We start from the raw sequence: 17,483 nt of genomic DNA, 5'->3' as shown, positions 1-17,483 counted from the left end.
CATCGCCCCAATGGATTCCGCACCGACGCGCCACACCATCGAGATCTTCCAGGTCGACCAGACGCTGCGGGGTGCGCGCGCACGCGGATGCGACATTGAAGCCATCCTGCGGCGCTCGCAGATTCCAGCGTCACTGCTGGCGTCGGCCTCGTCGCGCGTCACGTTGGCCCAGTACGCCGCGCTGCTGCTGTCGCTGCGCCGCGCCCTGCGCGATGAGTTCTGGGGCCTGTGCGCGCGGCCGGTGCCGGTTGGCAGCTTTGCTTACTGCTGCAGGACGCTGCTTCGCGCCAGCTCACTGCGCGAGGCCCTGGCCACCGGCTTCGGTTTCTATCGCCTGGTCCTGAGCGACTTCTCGCCGCACCTCAAGGTATCGGGCGACGTGGCGCACGTGCACCTCGCGGCCCATGTGGCTGCCAGCGGCTCGCTGCACTATGCGATGCGCAGCTTCACCTTCCTCAGCTTCGGGTTGATGTCGTGGCTCGTGGGGCGCCGCGTCACGCTGCAGCACGTGCAGTTCCCCGACGGGCCGTCGAACAGCGGCGGGGATGTCCCACGCATGTTCCATGCGCCGCTCCACCACGGTGAGCGCCATGCCGGCTACAGCTTCGATGCGCGCTGGCTCGACCTGCCGGTGGTGCGCGACGCACAGGCACTCAAGGAATTCCTGCGGCAGGCGCCGGCCAACCTGCTCGTGAGCTACCGCGATCCGGCGCGGCTCAACGAGCGCATCCGCGCCCTGCTCAAGCTGCAGCTGGATCGGGAACTGCCACCACTGGAAGTCGTCGGCCAGGCGCTGGCGATGTCGCCGCAGACGCTGCGGCGACATCTGCAGAAGGAGGGCTACACCTTCCAGGGCATCAAGGACGATCTGCGCCGCGATGCGGCCATCGAGTACCTCGCCCGGTCGGAGCTGTCGGTCCTGGAGATCGCCAACCGCCTGGGCTTCTCCGAGGCCAGCACCTTCCATCGCGCGTTCAAAGGATGGACCGGCGTCGCACCGGGCGAGTACCGGCGCGGCGGCCTGCCGGACAGCCTGCCGCGCTGAACGCCGCAGGAGGATGAGGCGGTGCGATCGTGCCTAGGTCCAGCGCCGGCGCAGGAAGCGTCCGATCGCGGCCAGCGCCTCGCGTGCTTCGGACAGTTCCGCCGGAAATTGCTGGAACACGTGGATCATGCCGTCCCAGACTTCAAGTTCCACGTCGACGCCGGCCGCACGGGCCTTCGCCGCGAACGAGGTCGAGTCGTCGAGCACGGTCTCGCGTTCACCCACCTGAATGAGCAAGGGCGGCAACCCAGCCAAGTCGGCCAGGAGCGGCGACACCAGTGGATCGCGCGCGTCGCCATCGGGCCCCAGGTAGTTGCGTGCCATGGCCAGGATCATCGGCCGCTGATGAATCGGGTCGCTCTGCGCGCGTGTGACATAGCTTGCGCCCGAGGCCGTCATGTCCGTCCATGCCGACATCAGCACCGCACCGGCCGGCAGGATGCGCCCGGCCTCGCGCAACCTGAGCAGCGCTGCCAGCGCGAGGTTGCCGCCCGCCGAGTCGCCCGCCACCACGATGTCCGACGGGTCGATGCCCTGAGCGACAAGCCAGTCATAAGCCGTGCAGGCGTCCTCCAATGCGCCTGGATAGCGATGCTCCGGCGCCAGGCGGTACTCGAGCCCCAGCACGCGGCAACCGCCGACCGCTGAAATACCAGCCATCAACTCACGGTGCGAACGCACCGAGCCGACCTGGAAGCCACCACCGTGGAAGTACAGCACCACGCGGCGCGTGTCGGCACCCGGCGCGGTGATCCACTCGCCGGACAGCGCCCCCATCGCCCCGATCACCACCGGCTCCACGGCCGCATCGACCGCCACGTTGCCGAAGAGCGCATCCCAGTCGGCGCGCATCTGGGCCACCGAGATGTCGCGGCCCCAGCGCCGGTAGACGCCGAGCACACGGCGGATGACGGCCTCGATCGGCGCGGCAGGTGTTGTCGTCGTCGCTTCGCTCATTGGCCACACCCCATGCCGCCAGACACGCCCAGGGTTTCGCCGGTGATGAAGGCCGCGCCGTCGGAGGCCAGAAAGGCCACGGCGGCCGCGACTTCCTCGGGCGTTCCCAGTCGGCCCGCCAACGTGGCGCCCTTCATCGCATCGAGCAACTTGTCGCCGCCTGCGGCAACGGCATCGCGCAGCATTGGCGTGTCGATGGGGCCCGGCGCGATCACGTTGGCCGTGATGCCCCTGCGGCCGTTCTCGCGCGCGATGGAGCGCGTGAAGGCGATCACGCCGCCCTTGGCGGCGGCATACACCGCTGCGCCACGCGAGCCCATGCGGCCGGCCTCGGACGCGATGTTGATGATGCGGCCGAAGCCCGCTTCCTGCATGGCAGGGAGCGCCGCATGCGTGGTCGCGAACACCGACTCGAGATTGACGGCGAGCAGCAGGCGCCAGTCGGCGATCTGCGTCTGCGTGAAGTAGGCATGCTGGTCCATGCCGGCGTTGTTCACCAGCACATGGTGCGGCCCCGTCGCCAGCAGCGTGCGTTGCGCCAAGTCGAGGTCGGTCACGTCGAGTTCCACGGCGCTGGCGCCGATCTCTGCCGCGAGCGCCCGCGCGGTGGCGATGTCACGGTCGGCGATGGTGACGCGGGCGCCGTCCGCAGCGAGACGACGTGCGATGGCGGCACCGATGCCTTTGGCGCCGCCGGTGAGGAACACGCTGCGGCCGGCAAGCGGCCCGCTGGGGTGGATGGGTAGGGTCACGCGATGCGCTCCGGATCAATGGCCGGTGAATCGCGGGGCGCGCTTCTCGATCACTGCGGCCAGCCCCTCGAGTGCATCGGTCATGCCGGCGAGCTGGGCCTGGGTCCGGTTCTCCTCCGGCATTGCGGCTTCCGCGCCCAGGCCGAGCCCGTTCCACAGCAGGCGCTTGGTGGCGGCCAGCGCGGCCGGAGCGCCCGCCGCAAGTTGCTGCGCCAGCGCGAGCGCCTGGGCAGGCAGCTCGGCATCGGGCACCACGCGCGAGACCAGGCCGATGCGCAGCGCCTCGGCCGCATCGATCACCGGGTTGAAAAGCAGGATGTCCATGGCCTTGCGAAAGCCCACCAGATGCGTCAGCGTCACCGAGACGCCGGCATCCGGGACCATGGCCACGCGCGTGGCACCGGCCAGGAACTTCGACGACGCGCCGGCCACGACCACGTCGGACGAGCACACCAGCCCCATGCCGCCGCCGCCGGCGGCAAAGCCCTGCACCGCGCAGACGACCGGCGCGTTCAGGCGCATCAGCAGCGCCACGACCAGTTGCAGGTACGACGTGGCCATGCGGATGTAGTCGGGCAGCGCCGCCCCCTTCGAGAGGAAAGTGTGCACATCGCCTCCGGCGCAGAAGTTCTTGCCCTCGCCTGTGAGCAGCACCGCGCGAACGCGACCGTCGCCGTGCACCTGCATCAGCACCTCGTGCAGCGCCTTGAGCAGTTCCATGTTCAGGCCGTTGGACGCGTCCGGCCTGTCCAGGCGCACATGCGCAACACCGTCGGCATGCAATTCGAGCCGCACCGGCCCGTCGGAGATGAGCAGCTCAGGTGGGGTCGCGGGCAATGGTTTGTCTGGGGTCATCGTGTGTCTCCCGCCCTGTCGGCGTGTGTGTGGCAAGCCCCTACCGCGCGCATGGCGGCAGACCTCAGGCACTAGATCAGGAAGGCCATGGAGAAGAGCGCCTTCTCGTTGTTCGTCAGCACGACCTTCTTTCCGGCCATGCGAAGCGAGCCGTCTTCACGGCGAAGCCTGTACTCGTTGCGCGCGCCCCAGAGCGTGTCGCCACGCGCATGGGCCTCGAACACGATGGCGTTCGCCGTGACCAGCAGGTTCGTCCCGTCGTTCTCGAGGATCTCGATGTTCGAGATCACCCGCCGCAGGGGCGAGCGCGGCGACTGGCTGTAGCGCTTGCCGGTGTGGAACTGCCGCACCCGCAGCGCGATGCGCGAGCGGTTGTCGTAGATGATGGACATCTCGTTCTCGGGGTCGCCGGCCTCCCCGTTGGCCGGGATCCAGTAGATGCCGTCGTCCGTCCACAAGGCCTCCCACGCGTCGTACTCGTGGTTGTCCTGGAAGCGCGCTTCGCGATAGATGAACTGCGAGATTTCATGGTGCAGCAGCAGGTCGTCGACGCTCGTTTTCATGCGGCCTCCATCAGCGAGCGGTAGTGGCGCCAGATGCCGCGCGTGGGCGTTTCGTCCGTCGCATCGCCAATGAGGTACCCGTGCTCGTCCTCCCGCTCGCGGTGCCTGCCGCGGCCGAGGTAGAGCCACTCGGGGTTCCGGGACTGCACGCCGAGCTGCGTGCGCTCGTACATCTCCGCGTCGTCGGCCAGCAGGAAGCCGGCCGGCCCGACCGAGCCCATCGTCTGCTGGCGCAGGCGGCGGTTGAGATCGGGCGCACCCTTGAACTGCAGCGCCGTGACGTGCTGCACCGTCTCGTTCACCGACAGCGGTTGAATGACGAAGATCTGGATCTCCGCAATGAAGAGATTCGGGTAGATCATGATGTGCGGGGTGCCGTCGATCATGATCTTGCGGGCCGTCTTCTCACCGTAGGCCGCCTGCATGCGCTGCGTGTAGTCGGGCAGCCGCTCGGCGGTGGTGTTGAACCAGCTCATCGGCACGTCGCGCTTGCGGAATTCAGGGCGCAGGTCGTTCTCGGAATGCCCCTTGCCGAAGTAGCGCGACACGGCGGTCGAGTCGCTGCTGTACAGCGAGCCGATGCCGCTCTGCGCCACCTCGAAGATCGAAGCGTGCACGAACGAGGGGTGGTAGCCATCGGTCTCGTTCTCGACGAGGAACTTCCAGTTCGACTTGACCTTGTGCTTGAGGAAGCCGGCGGTGATCTCGACTTCGCCTTCGGGCGATGTCAGGCACAGCGCATCGAGCGCACCCTTGGCCGCGCCGAGATGGTCGTCGAGCGATGGCCCCTCCTCTGCCATCGAGCCGAAGACGAAGCCCTTGTAGGAGGCCACGCGCGCCACCTTGCCCAGGCCAAGCTTGGAGCGGTCCGCGCCCTCATAGCCGGACGGAAACGGATAGCCGCGCAGTGCGCCATCGTTGGTGAAGGTCCAGCCGTGGTAGGGGCAGGTGAAGGAGCGTGCCGAGCCCTTGTCGGTCATGCAGACGCGGTTGCCCCGATGTGGGCAGCGGTTGTGCAACAGGTGGATGGCGCCTTGCCGGTCGCGCGTCATGAGGATCGGCTCGGGTCCGATCGACTTCATGACGTAGTCGTTGGGTTCGGGCACCTCGCTCTCATGGCCGACATAGACCCAGGTGCGGAACCAGATCTTGCTGAGCTCTTCCTGAAAGATCGCCGGGTCGGTGTAGACGGAGCCGTGCACGTGCTCGGGACGGACCAGGTGGTCCCACTGGGGCGCGGCAACGGGTGCGACAGCAATGGGAATGACGGGACTTGCTTGATTCAAGGCTGTATCTCCAGGCGCCGCTTCTCGTGGCGCGACGGTGGTTGTTCATAAGGGCCAGTTGCGCAATAATAGTCCGTCCGGACGGACTATGTCAAACGTCCGAGATCAAATCATTCGAGTTCTTTTCAAGGCCCCGTGCCGAACGCGTAAACAGGAGACCGCCCCCCATGCCCCTCGTGACCTACATCGAATTCGACGGTACGCCCCACCGGGTCGAAGCGGCCCCCGACCGCACCCTCATGCAACTTGCCATCGACCACGGCGTGCCGGGCATCCTGGGCGATTGCGGCGGGTCCTGCAGTTGCGCCACCTGCCATGGGTACATCGACGCCGAGTGGGGACCGAAACTCCCCGCCATCTCGGAGACGGAGGCGTTCATGCTGGAGGGCGTGCCCGAGCCTCGGCCCACCAGCAGGCTGTGCTGCCAGATCCGGATGACTGCAGCACTCGACGGCATCGTCGTGCATCTGCCGGCCGAACAGGTGTGACCCGGGCGCGCCTCAGGCGTAGGCCATCAGGCATTCCTGCGTGGCCGATGCCACCAGGGTGCCGCTGCGGTCGTGCACGCTGGCGATCGACAGGCCGCGCCCTTCCGCGGCGCACGGGCTGTGGGTGTCGACGTACAGCCAGTCGTCGGGAGCGAACGGACGATGGAACCATATGCAGTGGTTCAGGCTCGCCACGTACAGCCGCCGGTCGTCCTCGAGGCCTTTCACATGCGCGCCGAGGCTGCTGAAATTGAGCCACCAGTCCGACAGGTACGCGAAGGCCGAGGCGTGCATGCCCGGCGTGGCCGGCAACGGGTACCGCGCCTTGAGCCAGTACCTCAGGCGCGTGGTCGCCGCCTCGGGCGCCACCTGCGTCTGGACATCGGGGACGCGGAAGTCGATGCACGCCTTCTCGCGCAGCGAGTAGCCGCCGAGCCGGCGCAGGCCCGATTCCCAGGGCAAGGGCAGGTCCGGCAGCGCGGGCAGATCCTCCGGCCTCGCCCCCTGCGCGTGGGCCTGCGCCTGGTGTTCGGGCGCATCGAGTGGCAGCGCGAAACTGACCTGCGCATCGAACAGCATGCGGCCGCCCTGCGTGCCCCGGACGTGCCGTGACGAGAACCGCTTTCCGTCCTGCAAGGGCGTGACCTCGAAGTCGATGGCACGGTCCGGCATGCTGCCCTGCAGGAACATGAACTGCATCGCGGTCGCCCGCCGGTCGGGCGGTGCGCTCAGCGACGCCGCCATCAAGGCCTGGCCCAGGCTCTGCCCGCCATAGGACCGGCCATTCAGGTTGGCGTCTCCATGTCGGTTGCGGTAGGTCCGTGGTCCCGTCTGCTCCAGCGTCAGCAAGGCCGGCAGATCAGCCTCGTTCCAGGGCTGCAAGCTATCGGCCATGGAACACCGGCTTGCGTTTGGCGACGAAGCTCGCGATGGCACCGGTCGCATCGGTGGTCGCAGCGGTCCGGGACAGGGCCTCCGTTTCCGCGCCGAGCTGTTCCGACAGCGTCGCACCCAGGGCATCGCGGTACAGGCGTCGCACTTCGCCGTAGGCACGCGTCGGCCCCTTGGCAAGGCGCTCCGCGCAAGCCAGCGCATGGGCCGGCAACTCGGCCAGCGGTACGACACGATTGACGAGGCCCCATTCCACCGCCTCGGCCGCGTTGAGCACACGCCCTTCCAGGTACAACTCCGCGGCGCGCCGCAGGCCGACCAACCGCGGAAGAAACCAGGAATTGGAGCCATCCATGGACAGCCCGAGCGCGCCGAACCCCAGCGCGATCTTCGTGTTGTCCGCAGCCACGACGATGTCCGCGCAGTACATGAGCCCCAGGCCGCCACCGGCGGTCGCGCCATGCACGGCCGCGACGATGGGAACGTCCAGGCGGCTGAAAGTGCGCAAGGCCTCGTGGTAGGGGCCCGTCATCGCACGCAGCAGGCCCGGCAGCTCGCCGTCCTTCGCCTGCGAAAGAAATGCAAGGTCACCGCCGACGGTGAAGGACTTGCCATTGCCCAGCAGCAGCACGGCGCGGATCGCGCCGTCGTTGGCGCAGCGTTGGGCCACGCTGCACAGTTCCTCCGCCATCGTCGCGTCGATCGCGTTATGCGCCTCGGGCCGGTTCAGGCGAACGGTCGCGAGGCCGTGGGTCACTTCGAATTCCAGGGTGCGCCACGCCACTGAAGGGGCTGCCTCCGCAGCAGGCTGCGAAGCCTGCACCCAGCGCTCGCTGTCGGTGAGCTGGCTCAGTCCGGTGATCCTCCCCTCGCCGAAGCAAAGGATGTGAATGAACTCGGCGTCGAGCTTGCCACCGCCGTTGCGGGCTTCGCCGACATACCGCCCCTGCACCAGCAGCCGGCCATCGTCGAGCACATGGAAGCTCTCGGGCTGCGCGCGAGCGATGAAGCTCTTGGCGATCCGCCCCCAGAATTCGCGGCGCATCGCGTGGGCGCCCTGGTAGGTTCCCCCCAAAGCGAACGGCAAGCCCTGCGTCGCATGGCCCACGAAATCGGGATGGAGAAGTGCATCAAGGGCTGAACGGTCGCCGCTGGCCAGGGCGTCGTACAGCTGTCGTGCGCGTTCGACGCGGCCCGCGTCATCGATGGTTTGTTGCATGCGTGTTGACTCCAAGCCTGACCAGACGCAGGCCCTTGGGCAGTGAGTATATAGACCGTCGCGTCGGTTTATCAAACTCAAGGCGTGCACGCTGAGATGGTCGCCGGGCCTGTCAGCAAGCCCGGTCCTGCGTTGCGCTCTCAGCGCACCATGCAAGGCCGCTTGTTATCGAACTGCCAACCTGGAATCAGGTACTGCATTGCCTGCGCGTCGTTGCGCGCGCCCAGGCCGTGCTTCAGGTAGAGCTGGTGCGCCTTCTCGACCTCGTCCATGTCCAGCTCCACGCCCAGGCCGCCCTGCGTGGGAACCTGCACGTAGCCGCCCTCGATCTGCAGCGGCTTCTTCGTCAGGCGTTGGCCGTCCTGCCAGATCCAGTGCGTGTCGATGGCCGTGACCTTGCCTGGCGCGGCCGCGGCCACGTGGGTGAACATCGCGAGCGACACGTCGAAGTGGTTGTTCGAATGCGAGCCCCAGGTGAGGCCCCAGGCCTGGCACAGCTGCGCCACGCGTACGGAACCCTGCATCGTCCAGAAATGCGGGTCGGCCAGCGGGATGTCGACCGACTGCAGCGACAGGCTGTGCACCATCTCGCGCCAGTCGGTGGCAACCATGTTGGTGGCGGTCGGCAGGCCGGTGGCGCGGCGGAACTCGGCCATCACCTCGCGGCCGGAGAACACGCCTTCGGCACCGCAGGGGTCTTCGGCATAGGCCATCACGCCATGCAGGTCGCGCGTGATGCGGATCGCGTCCTTCAGCAGCCAACCGCCGTTGGGGTCGAGCGTGACGCGCGCGTCGGGGAAGCGCTCGTGCAGTGCACGGATCGCCTCGACCTCCTCCTCGCCGCGCAGCACGCCACCCTTGAGCTTGAAGTCGGTGAAGCCATAGCGCGCGTGGCTGGCCTCGGCCAGGCGCACGATGGCCTCCGGCGTCATGGCCTCTTCGTGGCGCAGGCGAAACCAGTCGTTGTCGGCCTCGGGTTCGCTGCGGTACGGCAGGTCGGTCTTCGTTCGATCGCCGACGTAGAAGAGGTAGCCGAGCATCTGCACCGCATCGCGCTGCTGCCCTTCGCCGAGCAGTGCGGCGACGGGCACGTTCAGGTGCTGGCCGAGCAGGTCGAGCAGCGCCGCCTCGGCGGCCGTGACCGCGTGGATGGCAATGCGCAGGTCGAAGGTCTGCGTGCCGCGGCCGCCGCTGTCACGGTCGGCGAACTGCGCGCGCATCGCGTTGAGCATCGCGTTGTGCCGGCCGATCGGCTGGCCGACGATGAGGCCGCGCGCGTCTTCCAGCGTCTGGCGTATCTTCTCGCCGCCGGGCACCTCGCCCACGCCGGTGTGGCCGGCGCTGTCCTTGAGGATCAACAGGTTGCGGGTGAAGAACGGCGCATGCGCGCCGCTCAGGTTCATCAGCATGCCGTCGTAGCCTGCGACCGGGACCACGCGCAGTTCGGTGACGATGGGTGTCTGCAACGCAGAAGAAGCCGAAGAAGCCAAGGAGGCAGAAGTGGATGTCGTCATGGTTTCAAAGCAAGAGGAAGGGCCCGCCGTGCAGACCCTTGTTTGTCAGTCTGCGGTGATTTTGCGCGTGTCGATCAGCGTCTTCCAGCGCACCCATTCGCGGGCCTGGAAGGCGGTGAATTCTGCCGGCGTGCTGGCCACGATCTCCAGGCCCTGCTCCAGCATGCGCTTCTTCACTTCCGGGTCGTTGATGGCGGCGATGGCCGCGGCGCTCAGCTTGTCCTTGACGGCCGGCGGGAGACCCTTGGGCGCGGCCAAGCCTTGCCACGAATACACCTCCGCGCCCTTGACGCCGGCCTCGGCCAGCGTGGGCACGTCGGGCAGAACCGGCGAACGCTTGTCGCCGGTCACCGCGATCGCATGCAGCTTGCCGGCCTTGATGTGCGGCAGCACCGCATTCACGTTCTGGAAGGAGAAGTCGACCTGCCCACCCAGCAGGTCGTTGATGGCCGGCGCGCCGCCCTTGTAGGGAATGTGCAGCCCCTCGGTGCCGCTCTGCTGCCAGAACACCTCGGCAGAGAGATGGTCCGACGAGCCATTGCCCGAACTGGCGAAACTCACCTTGCCCGGGTTCGCCTTCAGCGTGGCGATGACCTCGGCCACCGTGCGCTCCTTCTGCTTGGGGCTGGCCACCAGCACGTTGGGCGCCTGCACCGGTACGCTGATGTAGTCGAAGTCCTTGGTGGCGTCGTACGGCACGCTCTTCTGCAAGTGCGGCGTGACGACGAAAGCGCCCAGCGACGACACCAACAGCGTGTAGCCATCGGGCGCCGCCCGCTTCACGAAGCCTGCGCCGATCGTGCCGGTCGCACCCGGCTTGTTATCAACCACGAAGGGCTGGCCGAACTTGGTCTGCATGTGCAGGGCCATGGCACGGGCGACCATGTCGGTGGAGCCGCCCGCGGGGAACGGCACGACGAGGGTCACCGACTTGTCGGGCCAGGTCGTGGTCTGGGCCATGGCACTCAGCGAGAACGCGCACGACAGGGCAATCAGCATTTTTTTCATGATGTCTCCGTTGTTCAATGAGGGGGCTTACTGCGGGCCGAGCTTGTCGATCAGGGCCTTGAGCATTTCCATCTCGTCGGGCTTGAGGTCGGTCAGCGGTGGGCGCACCGGGCCGGCGGTGTGGCCGACGATCGTGGCACCGGCCTTGACGATGCTCACCGCGTAACCCTGCATGCGGTTGCGCAGGTCGAGGTAGGGCATGAAGAAGTCCTTGAGCAGCCGGTGCTGCGTGGCCATGTCGTCGTCGCGCACGGCTGCGTAGAACTGCATCGCGGTCTTCGGGATGAAGTTGAAGACGGCCGACGAGTACACCGGCGTGCCCATCGCCTTGTAGGCGGCGGCGTAGACCTCGGCCGTGGGCAGGCCGCCCAGGTAGGCGAAGCGGTCGCCCATGCGCTGGTAGATCGCGACCATGGTCTCGATGTCGCCGATGCCGTCCTTGAAGCCCACGAGGTTGGGGTTGCGTTCGGCCAGGCGGGCCAGCGTGTCGGGCTTGAAGCGGGTCGTGCCGCGGTTGTAGATGATCACGCCGAAGTCCACGCTCTTGCACACGGCCTCGACGTGGGCGGACAGGCCCTCCTGGCCGGCTTCGGTCAGGTAGTGCGGCAGCAGCAGGATGCCGTGGGCGCCGGCCTTCTCTGCCGCCTGCGCGCACTCGATGGCAAAACGCGTCGGGCCGCCCGCGCCGGCAATGATCGGCACCACGCCACGGCAGGTGTCGACGGCCGTCTGGATGATGCCGGGGTATTCCGCACCGGTCAGCGAGAAGAACTCGCCCGTTCCGCCGGCGGCGAACAGCGCGCTGGCGCCGTACGGTGCGAGCCATTCGAGGCGCTGCTCGTAGCCCTTCTTGTGGAAGTCGCCGTTCGCGTCGAAGTCGGTCAGCGGAAACGACAGCAGGCCGGAGCCCATGATGGTCTTGAGTTCTTGCGGGTTCATGAGAGGTCGACGAAACGGTGGAGCGAAAGGCTCGCGATCCGGATGGAGGACACACGAGCACGGCCGGTGAAAACTGTATTGTTATCGTTAACATACAAAATCGCCTCCGGGTTTACCCGAAAACAGAAATGCCAGTGCGTGCGCGTCGCAGCGGCCTCACTCTTCACTGGAAACTCTCAATGCGACGCCGGGTTTGCCCGCAAAAAAATGGGCTTTGATTGCGCCAGAAATTCAAAAATGTTAACGATAACCAAATCATCGTCGCCTGCCCTGCGGCCCCGCGCACCGATGGACGAAAGGAGACATGCCATGAAGAAATTGACGATGCTTGCAGTCGCCTCGGCTGCGATTGCCGAATGTGGACGCAGCGGGTCGCCCCCTGCAACGCTGCTAACCGACGCACAAACAACAGCGACCGCCGAGTGCGCAGCACTGCCCACTGCGGCCGCGACCTCTGCTCCGGCCGCCCATCCACTGGTGCTGCAGACCATCAAATTCAACGGAGAAGACCGCCAGTACTACGAGTACACGCCGAGCGACGTCACCGTCCTGAGCAAGAAAGATGCTCGCGGCATCGAAGTCGTCATTTGTGCCCAGACGGCGACGTGGCGGTTGAATCGTCTTTGAGCCAGACGACGGGTGGGGTCGGACGCCGGGTCTCCTACAATCGGCTCCTTTTGCGGCTCGCCGTGTCACCCGCAACGCAGAAAGGCACCGCGTGCAAGACCACTATCTCGCCTTGGGTGTCAGCAGCAGCGCGAGTCCGGCGGACATCAAGAAGGCCTACCGCCACCAGGCCGCCCAACACCACCCAGACCGCAACCCTGCGCCCGATGCCGCTGCACGCTTCCGTGCTGTTCAGGAGGCCTACGACATCCTTGGAGACAGAGCCAAGCGGGAGACCTACGACAACAACCGCAAGCGAAATCTGCTCGACGATCCGCTGGAAACGGCGCGCGGCATCTGGGCAGATTATTTTCAACGGCTCCTCTAGGTCTTGATGCACGTATCCCCCTTCTTCCACAACCTGAGCGCCGCGTACCTCGCCGAACTCGACGACATGCGCCACGACTCGGAGGGGCGGTTCGTGCTGGAGCGGCGGCTGGCCGAGCGACGCAGCGAGATCGCGTTTCTGGTCCACATGCTGGAGGTCGCGCCCGAGATGGTGGCGGTGGTGCTGCACAAGGCCTTCCGCTTCACGTCCACGCCGGCCATGGACCGGCTGCTGGCTTGCGAGCCCGAGGACCTGGCCGCCTGGGAGAGCCTGCGGGAAACCATTGACATCGCCCCCTGGGCCAGGGCGACCGTGCATTTGTTGCGTGAGCAGGCCGCCGGTGACCACTTCCTGAGCGTGGCCGCCGCGCTGGAGTACATGACGGGCAGTCCCCGGCACGCACCCGCCCATGCAGGAGACGGGGACGACCGAGAAGAAGACGCGGACAACGTCGACGATGACACCGACGACCGCCAGCCCCTGTCGGCCGACGACCTGGACGACGCCGATGGCCAAATCCGAGAGGAAGCCCGGGCCGACTGGATGGCCGAGCAGGGCTTCGACCGCAAAGACTGAACAGACCGGCACGCAAGCTAACCACAGCAATGAACCACCTCGCCCTGATCACGAAGACCCGCAGCCTGATCGCTGCAGGCGACATTGCTGGCGCCGAGTCCGCCCTCACCGAGTTGGCAGACACCGAGGGCGACAGCGCGCTGAGTGTGGTGCTCGACCAGCTCGAGCCCAAGGACATCCTCGCGGTGATGCGCGAGTACGACCCGTCCCGCGCATCGGTCGTGAGCCTGCTGGTCACCCCTGCGCAGTTCGCGCACGCCATCGTCATCGAGAAGCGCTACAAGGACCTCACACACACGCACCTGCGCGGCATGGTGAACGCCATCGTCTTCCGGGAGGACGCGGACCCGGTGGCGTTCCTCAACGCCTTGGGCGATCTGGAAGGAGGCAGCGAAGCCATGGCCAACTACTTTGCCGACAAATGGGCGCGCATCGAATCCTTCGCCCGCAGCGGGACCTTCGACACCGCGGAGGAAGACGGCGAGATGCTGTCCGAAACCGAGCTGCTGGTGTCGGCCTATGCCAACCCCCGGGTCCCTTTGGACGAGGTGGCCGACCAGGACTGGATGGAGCTGGCCTGGCGCCTGCGCTACGAGTGCCCCGACCTCTTCACCGAGACCTTGCTGGTCTTGCGTGCCCAGGCACGCGCCCATGACTTCGGCATGGGGGACGACGAAGACGCCATTGAAGAAGACACGCGCGTGGAGACCAGCGACACCGATCGCGGCGGCAGCACACCCGCGGCCCGCGACGACGAGGAAGAGTCAGCGATCTGAAGGCTCCATCCACAACGCCTGAATACACGATCCTCTCGATGCCCAGCTCCCCCGACACCCCCCTCCACACGCCCCCCCAGGCCGTCGCGCTGTTCGACGAGCGGCCCTTCTTTGAGAAGGCGCTGCAGCATGGTGTGCGCCACGGCATCATCGGGCCCGCGAAGATGGCTGCCATGTGCCAGGAGGCACCCAAGGGCATGGTGCAGATCGCGCGCTATTTCGGCACCGAGTACCTGCGTCCTGACCTCGAACGCGCCAGGGACAGGCTGATCAACCTGGTGAGCCTGTACCTGGAGTATTCGACTGGGGGCGATCTGGACCAGGCCGCAAAGTCCCTGCGCGACCACAGTTTGCTGTCACGCTCCAAGGGCGGCTCGGACATGCTCAAGGCGCTGATCGCCATGCCCCAGAGCAGCCACTTCGGTATGCAGGCGCATGGCGTTTTTGAGAACAAGCACATCCCATTGCTCGCCAAGTGGTCGCTGCGCAGCCTGCACGAGTACCATGCGGAGCGCACCGCGCGCAGCCACGCGACCACCCTGGTGGAAGCCGCCGTCTGGATGGCCACCCAGTTGGGTCTGGATGCCGATGACCTGGAGGATGCCGGTAGAGACGCGGAAGCCGTGGTACGCACGGCGCTGCTGGTACACGCATGCCGACGCAACAGCATGCCGGACTGGGCCGCGTTCGAGAAGATGGTGATGGGCCTGCGCAAGAAATATGCGCCACGGGCCGATGACCAGGCGGCGCCGGTCCCTATCGGCCTGCCCAGAGACCTACCGGCGCAATACCTGGACGTCGTGCAGTCCGTGCAGGCGTCTGTCGTGCAGGACATGCCCAGGATCCTGGATGCTACGCTCGGGGTGCGCAAGCTTTTTGACCAGACGCTAGCCTTCCTGGGCCGCTATTTCTGGATCGAAGACGCCATGGCCGACTTGGACCATTTCGAGCGCAGCAACAGCGTCGTGTGGGAGAAGGCCACCGAGGGCCACACTGACGACAGCTCGCTGTTGACACTGTTCCTGCGCATCGCCACGCACGGCAAACCCACCACGCTGCTCACCAGGAAGACCGCGGCCAGCCTGGTCAAGAAGATCCGGACTTCGGGCCTGGATGCCGACCTGCCCCGTCAGTTCGTGCTTCAGCACGCCCCGATGCAGGTGCAGGGCGACTACCTGCACCTGTGGAACGCCTTCATCGACGAGGCCGAGCCTGTGCTGCGCAGCGACCGGGTGCAGGCGACGGAGGATGCGCTGGCGCTGCTGCGCCGAGAGTGCAATATCGCCGCGTAGGCAGAACGCAAGGTCGCTGGTTGACGGCCACCCGCATGACGCCGAGCCGCGGCCGCCCCACATATCGCCAGTGCCGGCATGACGCTCCTTGAGCGCCATGGCAACGCGCGTGGCATGCACATCGAAGCCCTCACAGCGCAGTGTCGCGGTTCCACGCGCCCGTGAGGTACTCACACGCCAGCCCGGCATGACGCGCCGCGACGAAGATGGCCGTGCGATCCCTCTTCAACACCGACAACCAGCGCTCAAGACAGCCGGCATGGCCCTCGATCGTGGCGTCGACCATGCCCACATGGGCCATCACGAACGCGGAGCCGAGTTCCGCGATGAGTTCTTCGAAGGCGTAGGCGTCGTGTGCGAACCGTCGGCCGAAGGCCCGAGCGAGCCGAGACGGATGCCCGGTCCAGTGGACGAGTTCGTGCAACGCGGTCGCATAGTAATTCTCCGGCGAATGAAATCGCGCCGGATGAGGCAACACGATCTCATCGCGCGATGGCGCATAGAAGGCCTGGTCGAAACCATGACGAAACCTCGCGCCGCTGCGCTGGAGCAATGATTCGGCCGCTTCGACGGGCGAGAGCGTGGATGCATGCCGGGTCAGCGCCGTCACCGAGACGGCATCGGGCAGGCCGTCGATCTGTGCCACGTTGAATACCCAGAATGCCTTGCAGATCAGGCCACCGGTTGGGCGCCACCCTGCATTATCCTCCTCGGAGCCTAGCACGCCGCCCTTGCCGACCGGCCGCTTTTGCGGGGGTGCATCAGCACACGCAGGCGCCGGTTGAAAGAAAACACACATGACGCCTTTCTCTGCCTTGCGTACCTGCCCGCCCAGGCTGGCCGCCTGCCGACAAGTCAGCCAGACGTTGAAGCTGTAGCCCCGCTCGATCGCCGCGTCCCAGAGCAACAAGACATTGACCCCATGGTAGGGCTCGCCGGTCTTCCCGTTGCAGGGCATCCCGCGACACGCAGCCAGCGACCAGCGGTCGCGAAACACGTTGCTGCCTTTCTCCAGCATCGCCACGATCCGGTCCGTAACCTGCTGTCTCAGGTCCGCGTAAACCTTCCCCTGTGATTTCTCAGCATCTGCTTGGGGTGAGCCCTCGGGGGGTGCGGGGGGAACGCCCGCGGTCTTCGAGAGCTTCGCGCCGCGCGCGATGAAATGGAGTTTTGCTTGCATGGTTGCGCCTTTCTGCGGTGTGCCGCGGTGGGTGATGAAAATCTGCTTTCGGAGCCGCCTCGACGCCAAGGCAGCGAGCGCAAGAGCGCCGCACCAGGGCCCGCCCGCAAGCCGCAGCCGAGCCGCGCGAGGACCGGGTGAGGACGGGGGCGCAGCCTTCACCCTGGCGCGGCACTCGAGCGAGCTACGCGTCGAACAAGAGGCGGACCGACAGCAGATCCACCGCGGTAAACCGCCGAACGGGGCAAGCGCGGCTCAGGCCGCGCAATCCCATCGGCCTTCGCCGATGCATGCCTGTACTTGTCGCGAAAAAATCGGCCGGCCCCGCCGGCCGGCAGTCAGACCCTTGCGAAGCACCTGCCACCCCGCCTACCTTCACGATCCAAACAGCCCAAAAAAGAGGCCGAAACCCCCTATTCCGTTCACAGCAACCCGAGATCGGCAAACGCGCAAGACGGTCGGCTTCCAAACGCCCGCTGAGATGTTCATCGGATGTGTTGCATCGACCGGTCGAATCCGCCTTGGCTGCCCTGGTCCGAGTGATGCAGCAACGCCACCGGCTTGCCCCGGCGCCACACGGCCATCATCAACGCATCGGCCACGAGTTGCGAGGTCATGCTGTCCTGCATCGACCAGCCAACGATGCGACGCGAGTACAGGTCCAGCACCGCAGCGGCATACAGCCAGCCCTCGGCCGTCCAGATGTAGGTGAAGTCGGCCACCCACTTCTGGTTGGGCGCATCGGCCTGGAACTGACGGTCCAACACGTTGTCGGCGATGGCGCTGCGCTGGCCTCGGTCCTGCGGCAAGCCTCGGCGTCGTGGCCTCGCGCGCAGGGCCTGTTCTCGCATGAGCCGTTCAATGCGATGCAATCCGCATCGTTGACCCAGTGCCAGCACGTCATGCCACACGCGGCTCGGCTTCAACTGGCGCATTTAAAGGTGTCATTGACCGCTTGGCTGCTCGTCGTTCGCGCCTCCTAGCAGGCTGCTGAAATACTCGGCGCCGACACGCATCTCTGCCTTGCTGGGAACATGATTTCGAGCACTCAGATCGAGCGGGGAGCCCGAAGACGCATTTACAGGGTGATTCGGACCGCGCAAGGGCTGCCTTTCGCCCCTTTTCTAGTCATCCCGCTGCCTGCAGAC

At 66.4% G+C, this 17,483-nt stretch carries 18 protein-coding genes and 1 pseudogene; 7 read left to right on the top strand and 12 right to left on the bottom strand.

All coding sequences use genetic code 11. The features are described from left to right. The first annotated feature begins 10 nt into the window (after positions 1-10). Positions 11-1,045, top strand: coding sequence for an AraC family transcriptional regulator (locus J2W36_RS16060; protein ID WP_307690760.1), 1,035 nt, complete (start codon positions 11-13; stop codon positions 1,043-1,045). Positions 1,046-1,078: 33 nt separating this feature from the next. Here the strand turns inward: J2W36_RS16060 and J2W36_RS16055 are convergent, their stop codons facing one another. The 5 genes from J2W36_RS16055 to J2W36_RS16035 form a co-directional block, all read right to left on the bottom strand. After that, the gene (locus J2W36_RS16055; RefSeq protein WP_307690759.1) at positions 1,079-2,002 is read right to left on the bottom strand and encodes an alpha/beta hydrolase; all 924 of its coding nucleotides are present in this window, start codon (positions 2,000-2,002) and stop codon (positions 1,079-1,081) included. Next, the gene (locus tag J2W36_RS16050; RefSeq protein ID WP_307690758.1) at positions 1,999-2,754 is read right to left on the bottom strand and encodes an SDR family NAD(P)-dependent oxidoreductase; all 756 of its coding nucleotides are present in this window, start codon (positions 2,752-2,754) and stop codon (positions 1,999-2,001) included. The genes J2W36_RS16055 and J2W36_RS16050 overlap by 4 nt, the downstream gene beginning before the upstream one ends. A 15-nt stretch (positions 2,755-2,769) precedes the next feature. Further along, the gene (locus tag J2W36_RS16045) at positions 2,770-3,609 is read right to left on the bottom strand and encodes an enoyl-CoA hydratase/isomerase family protein (protein WP_307690757.1); all 840 of its coding nucleotides are present in this window, start codon (positions 3,607-3,609) and stop codon (positions 2,770-2,772) included. Positions 3,610-3,680: 71 nt separating this feature from the next. Next, entirely contained in the window at positions 3,681-4,172 is a 492-nt protein-coding gene (locus J2W36_RS16040; RefSeq protein WP_307690756.1) for an aromatic-ring-hydroxylating dioxygenase subunit beta, read from the bottom strand. Continuing rightward, positions 4,169-5,458, bottom strand: coding sequence for an aromatic ring-hydroxylating oxygenase subunit alpha (locus J2W36_RS16035; RefSeq protein WP_307690755.1), 1,290 nt, complete (start codon positions 5,456-5,458; stop codon positions 4,169-4,171). The genes J2W36_RS16040 and J2W36_RS16035 overlap by 4 nt, the downstream gene beginning before the upstream one ends. Before the next feature lie 167 nt (positions 5,459-5,625). On the opposite strand from J2W36_RS16035, the gene J2W36_RS16030 reads away from it, so the two are divergent. Further along, positions 5,626-5,946: a 2Fe-2S iron-sulfur cluster-binding protein gene (locus tag J2W36_RS16030; protein WP_307690754.1), complete on the top strand. Its 321-nt coding sequence runs from the start codon at positions 5,626-5,628 to the stop codon at positions 5,944-5,946. A gap of 12 nt (positions 5,947-5,958) precedes the next feature. Here the strand turns inward: J2W36_RS16030 and J2W36_RS16025 are convergent, their stop codons facing one another. From J2W36_RS16025 to kdgD, 5 genes are all read right to left on the bottom strand, one after another. After that, positions 5,959-6,840, bottom strand: coding sequence for an acyl-CoA thioesterase (locus J2W36_RS16025; RefSeq protein WP_307690753.1), 882 nt, complete (start codon positions 6,838-6,840; stop codon positions 5,959-5,961). Beyond that, a complete protein-coding gene (locus J2W36_RS16020) occupies positions 6,830-8,056 on the bottom strand; it encodes an enoyl-CoA hydratase-related protein (RefSeq protein ID WP_307690752.1) in 1,227 nt (408 codons plus the stop codon). The genes J2W36_RS16025 and J2W36_RS16020 overlap by 11 nt, the downstream gene beginning before the upstream one ends. 140 nt (positions 8,057-8,196) lie before the next feature. Continuing rightward, positions 8,197-9,570: a glucarate dehydratase gene (gudD, locus tag J2W36_RS16015; protein WP_307690751.1), complete on the bottom strand. Its 1,374-nt coding sequence runs from the start codon at positions 9,568-9,570 to the stop codon at positions 8,197-8,199. Between the two features lie 45 nt (positions 9,571-9,615). After that, on the bottom strand, positions 9,616-10,578 hold the full coding sequence (locus J2W36_RS16010; protein ID WP_307690750.1) for a Bug family tripartite tricarboxylate transporter substrate binding protein: 963 nt from the start codon (positions 10,576-10,578) through the stop codon (positions 9,616-9,618). 27 nt (positions 10,579-10,605) lie between these two features. Continuing rightward, complete coding sequence (kdgD, locus tag J2W36_RS16005) at positions 10,606-11,517, bottom strand: 5-dehydro-4-deoxyglucarate dehydratase (RefSeq protein WP_307689694.1); 912 nt, start codon at positions 11,515-11,517, stop codon at positions 10,606-10,608. A 309-nt stretch (positions 11,518-11,826) separates the two neighbouring features. Here kdgD and J2W36_RS16000 point away from each other — a divergent pair, with 309 nt between their 5' ends. The 5 genes from J2W36_RS16000 (at position 11,827) to J2W36_RS15980 (ending at position 15,155) form a co-directional block, all read left to right on the top strand. Next, positions 11,827-12,144 (top strand): hypothetical protein, encoded by a 318-nt coding sequence (locus J2W36_RS16000; RefSeq protein ID WP_307690749.1) that lies wholly within the window; start codon positions 11,827-11,829, stop codon positions 12,142-12,144. Positions 12,145-12,235: 91 nt separating this feature from the next. Next, on the top strand, positions 12,236-12,511 hold the full coding sequence (locus J2W36_RS15995) for a DnaJ domain-containing protein (RefSeq protein WP_307690748.1): 276 nt from the start codon (positions 12,236-12,238) through the stop codon (positions 12,509-12,511). 6 nt (positions 12,512-12,517) lie between these two features. Next, positions 12,518-13,087 carry a hypothetical protein gene (locus J2W36_RS15990; RefSeq protein ID WP_307690747.1) on the top strand — a complete coding sequence of 190 codons (570 nt, stop codon included), beginning with the start codon at positions 12,518-12,520 and terminating at the stop codon, positions 13,085-13,087. A gap of 29 nt (positions 13,088-13,116) precedes the next feature. Next, entirely contained in the window at positions 13,117-13,863 is a 747-nt protein-coding gene (locus tag J2W36_RS15985; RefSeq protein WP_307690746.1) for a hypothetical protein, read from the top strand. A gap of 38 nt (positions 13,864-13,901) precedes the next feature. Beyond that, positions 13,902-15,155, top strand: a complete 1,254-nt coding sequence (locus J2W36_RS15980; RefSeq protein ID WP_307690745.1) for a hypothetical protein — start codon at positions 13,902-13,904, stop codon at positions 15,153-15,155. 130 nt (positions 15,156-15,285) lie between these two features. Here J2W36_RS15980 and J2W36_RS15975 read toward each other — a convergent pair whose 3' ends face one another. Both J2W36_RS15975 and J2W36_RS15970 read right to left on the bottom strand, forming a co-directional pair. After that, on the bottom strand, positions 15,286-16,335 hold the full coding sequence (locus J2W36_RS15975; RefSeq protein WP_307690744.1) for an ArdC family protein: 1,050 nt from the start codon (positions 16,333-16,335) through the stop codon (positions 15,286-15,288). A gap of 521 nt (positions 16,336-16,856) precedes the next feature. Beyond that, a pseudogene (locus J2W36_RS15970) lies at positions 16,857-17,249 on the bottom strand (DDE-type integrase/transposase/recombinase); the annotation flags it as partial. Positions 17,250-17,483 lie beyond the last annotated feature (234 nt).

The sequence above is a fragment of the Variovorax ginsengisoli genome (genome assembly GCF_030811835.1).
Taxonomy (GTDB): Bacteria; Pseudomonadota; Gammaproteobacteria; order Burkholderiales; family Burkholderiaceae_C; genus Variovorax; species Variovorax ginsengisoli_C.
The sequence above is the reverse complement of the archived record's forward strand: the minus strand, read 5'-3'. Positions and strand labels throughout refer to the sequence as shown.

Coding starts and splice junctions, on each gene's coding strand:
- J2W36_RS16060 (WP_307690760.1), top strand. CDS start 11: ATGGATTCCGCACCGACGCGCCACACCATCGAGATCTTCCAGGTCGAC.
- J2W36_RS16055 (WP_307690759.1), bottom strand. CDS start 2,002: ATGAGCGAAGCGACGACGACAACACCTGCCGCGCCGATCGAGGCCGTC.
- J2W36_RS16045 (WP_307690757.1), bottom strand. CDS start 3,609: ATGACCCCAGACAAACCATTGCCCGCGACCCCACCTGAGCTGCTCATC.
- J2W36_RS16040 (WP_307690756.1), bottom strand. CDS start 4,172: ATGAAAACGAGCGTCGACGACCTGCTGCTGCACCATGAAATCTCGCAG.
- J2W36_RS16030 (WP_307690754.1), top strand. CDS start 5,626: ATGCCCCTCGTGACCTACATCGAATTCGACGGTACGCCCCACCGGGTC.
- J2W36_RS16025 (WP_307690753.1), bottom strand. CDS start 6,840: ATGGCCGATAGCTTGCAGCCCTGGAACGAGGCTGATCTGCCGGCCTTG.
- J2W36_RS16020 (WP_307690752.1), bottom strand. CDS start 8,056: ATGCAACAAACCATCGATGACGCGGGCCGCGTCGAACGCGCACGACAG.
- gudD (WP_307690751.1), bottom strand. CDS start 9,570: ATGACGACATCCACTTCTGCCTCCTTGGCTTCTTCGGCTTCTTCTGCG.
- J2W36_RS16010 (WP_307690750.1), bottom strand. CDS start 10,578: ATGAAAAAAATGCTGATTGCCCTGTCGTGCGCGTTCTCGCTGAGTGCC.
- kdgD (WP_307689694.1), bottom strand. CDS start 11,517: ATGAACCCGCAAGAACTCAAGACCATCATGGGCTCCGGCCTGCTGTCG.
- J2W36_RS16000 (WP_307690749.1), top strand. CDS start 11,827: ATGAAGAAATTGACGATGCTTGCAGTCGCCTCGGCTGCGATTGCCGAA.
- J2W36_RS15990 (WP_307690747.1), top strand. CDS start 12,518: ATGCACGTATCCCCCTTCTTCCACAACCTGAGCGCCGCGTACCTCGCC.
- J2W36_RS15985 (WP_307690746.1), top strand. CDS start 13,117: ATGAACCACCTCGCCCTGATCACGAAGACCCGCAGCCTGATCGCTGCA.
- J2W36_RS15980 (WP_307690745.1), top strand. CDS start 13,902: ATGCCCAGCTCCCCCGACACCCCCCTCCACACGCCCCCCCAGGCCGTC.
- J2W36_RS15975 (WP_307690744.1), bottom strand. CDS start 16,335: ATGCAAGCAAAACTCCATTTCATCGCGCGCGGCGCGAAGCTCTCGAAG.